This window comes from Gaiella sp. (genome assembly GCF_035558935.1).
Classification (GTDB): domain Bacteria; phylum Actinomycetota; class Thermoleophilia; order Gaiellales; family Gaiellaceae; genus Gaiella.
Genome location: NZ_DATMBZ010000017.1, coordinates 1 through 2,480, shown reverse-complemented (window position 1 = coordinate 2,480; position 2,480 = coordinate 1). Strand labels below are relative to the sequence as shown.

Below are 2,480 nucleotides of genomic sequence, written 5' to 3'. Positions count from 1 at the left end.
CGACAGAGGAAGCCGACCTCGCCGCCGCTCTCGCGTCCGTGCCCGAGGCCGTTCGTGGCCCGCACATCCTCGGCGTCCACCTCGAGGGACCGTTCCTCTCCCCCTCGCGTCTCGGGACGCACCGCCGCGACGGGCGTCGCGACCCTGACCCGGCGCTCCTCGAGCGGCTGCTCGCGGCCGGGCCCGTGCGGCTGATGACCCTCGCGCCCGAGCTTCCGGGAGCGCTCGAGCTGATCGACCTCCTCCACTCCCGCGGCGTCGTCGTCTCCCTCGGCCACACCGATGCGACCGCGGCCCAGGCGCACGCCGCGTTCGACCGCGGCGTCCGGGCCGTGACGCACGTGTTCAACGCGATGCGACCGCTCGCGCACCGCGATCCGGGGGTCGTGGGAGCCGCGCTCGCCCGGCCGGACGTCGTCGTGCAGGCGATCGTCGACGGCGTCCATCTCGACCCGGACATCGTGCGGCTCCTGTGGCGAGCCGCCGCCGGCCGGCTGTCGCTCGTCACCGACGCGATCGCGGGCGCCGGCCTGGGCGACGGCACGTATGCGCTCGGCGAGATCGAGATCGTGGTCGCCGACGACGTCGTCCGCAGCGAGGACGGGATGCTCGCGGGCAGCGCGCTCACGATGGTCGAGGCGGTCCGCAACCTCGTCGCCCTCGACGTGCCGCTCGAGGGCGCGCTCGAGGCGGCCACGAGCGTCCCCGCCAGGGTGCTCGACGCGCCGGACCTCGGCCGGCTCGTGCCCGGTGGCCCGGCGGACATCGTCGTCCTCGACGACGCCCTCGAGGTCGTCCGCACCCTCGTCGGGGGAGAGACGCTTGTCGCAGGCTGAAAACGGAAGGGAGATGGGCACGCGGTTTCTCGCAGAGATCCGCGAGCAGCCGGCCGCGCTGCGGCGCCTGCTCGAGCACGATGCGGAGATCGCGGGTGTCGCGTCCGTCGTCCGCGAGCGCGATCTCCGCCTCGTACGGTTCGTCGGCCACGGCTCCTCGGACAACGCAGCGTCGTTCGGCGTGTACGCGTTCGGGCTGCTGCCGCGGTGGACGGCGATGCGGGACTCCATCACGCTGACCGTCCACTACGGGACCCCGCTCGACATGTCCGGATCGACGGTGATCGGGCTCTCACAGTCCGGCCGCACCCCGGACGTCGTCGAGTACCTCCGCGGCGCGCGGGCGACGGGGGCCTTCACGATCGCCGTCACCAACGACGTCACATCCGACCTCGCCCGCGCCGCTGACGCCGTCATCCCACTCGCCGCGGAGCCGGAGATCGCCGTCGCCGCGACGAAGACGTACGTCAACACGCTCGCCGCGCTCGCGCTCCTCGCCGGTCACGTCGCAGGCCGCGGCGCCGAGGTCGCAGACGGGGTCCGCGAGGTCGCCGATCTCGCCGAGAGCGCCCTCCCCGGGCTCGAGCGCGCGACCGCGCCGCTCGCCCTTCCCTTCTCGTACACCGGGCGGATGTTCGTCATCGGCCGCGGCGTCGAGTTCGCGACCGCGCGAGAGATCGCGCTGAAGCTCCTCGAGACGTGCCGGATCGCCGCCGAGCCGCTCACGGCGACGGACCTCGCCCATGGCCCGGTCGCAGCGCTCGACCCGCTCTTCCCCGTGTGGGCAATCGCCTCGAACGACGGCACGCTCGCTCCCGTGCAAGAGGCGGCGGCGCGCGTCCGGGACATGGGTGCGACGCTGCTCGCGAGCGGCACCGCCGCCGACCGCATCGACGGCGCTGCGTACCGCGTTCCGGTCCCGGCGCCGCGGCTCGCCCTGCTCTCCCCCTTGCTCTCCGTCGTCCCCGGCCAGCTCTTCGCCTCGGCGCTCGCGCGGGCGCGCGGCCTCGACGCCGACGCCCCGCACGGGCTCGCGAAGGTCACGCTCGCGCGCTAGCCGACCCGCCTTTCGCTCGGGCCGCCTGCTGCGCCCGCCTGACGCGGTCGAGGAAGCTCTCGATCGGGAAGCCGGGGCCGGGGTCCCAGTGGTCGCTCCTCCCGTAGGCGGCACTCACCTCGGAGTGACCCGTGATGCCGCGCCGGCCCGCGACGAGGTCGCCGGCGACGAGCCAGCGGGTCGGGATCCGACGCCTCCGGCAGACGTCCGCGACGAGCGTCGCGGCCCGCGCGAGCACAGCCGACGAGTACTCGTCCCCCCACTCGTTGCCCGTCTGATGCGCGTACCCGGCGAGCTCGACGCCGATCGAGTCGGTGTTGCCGCCGCGGGCGTGCCCGGCGATGTCCTGCTCCCGCACACATGAGATGACCCTCTCGGCGTCGACGCAGTAGTGCGCCGAGACCTTAGAGACCGGCGCCGCGAACCACCGCGCGCAGATCAGCGCGGCGTCGGGCCGCTCGGCGATCTCCATCGTGTGCATCACCACGACGTCGATCGCGCGTCCTGTCGCGGGCGTCTTGTTCGGGCTCTCGACGAACGGGTACGGCAGACGTCCACCCTCCGGGTCGGCGCCGCAGCCGGCCGAG

3 protein-coding genes are annotated in these 2,480 nt (G+C 74.0%); 2 read left to right on the top strand and 1 reads right to left on the bottom strand.

Annotated elements, in window-relative coordinates:
* Positions 1 to 836: N-acetylglucosamine-6-phosphate deacetylase (locus tag VNM44_RS02030; RefSeq protein WP_325622050.1), on the top strand; the 836-nt coding region annotated here is incomplete at its 5' end.
* A 13-nt stretch (positions 837 to 849) separates the two neighbouring features.
* The gene (locus VNM44_RS02025; protein WP_325622048.1) at positions 850 to 1,893 is read left to right on the top strand and encodes an SIS domain-containing protein; all 1,044 of its coding nucleotides are present in this window, start codon (positions 850 to 852) and stop codon (positions 1,891 to 1,893) included.
* On the opposite strand, the gene VNM44_RS02020 is transcribed toward VNM44_RS02025, so the two are convergent.
* Positions 1,877 to 2,480: peptidoglycan recognition family protein (locus VNM44_RS02020; protein WP_325622046.1), on the bottom strand; the 604-nt coding region annotated here is incomplete at its 5' end. The genes VNM44_RS02025 and VNM44_RS02020 overlap by 17 nt on opposite strands.

What these genes read in the sequence shown, in the direction of transcription:
- VNM44_RS02025 (WP_325622048.1), top strand. Translation starts at nt 850, where the DNA reads ATGGGCACGCGGTTTCTCGCAGAGATCCGCGAGCAGCCGGCCGCGCTG.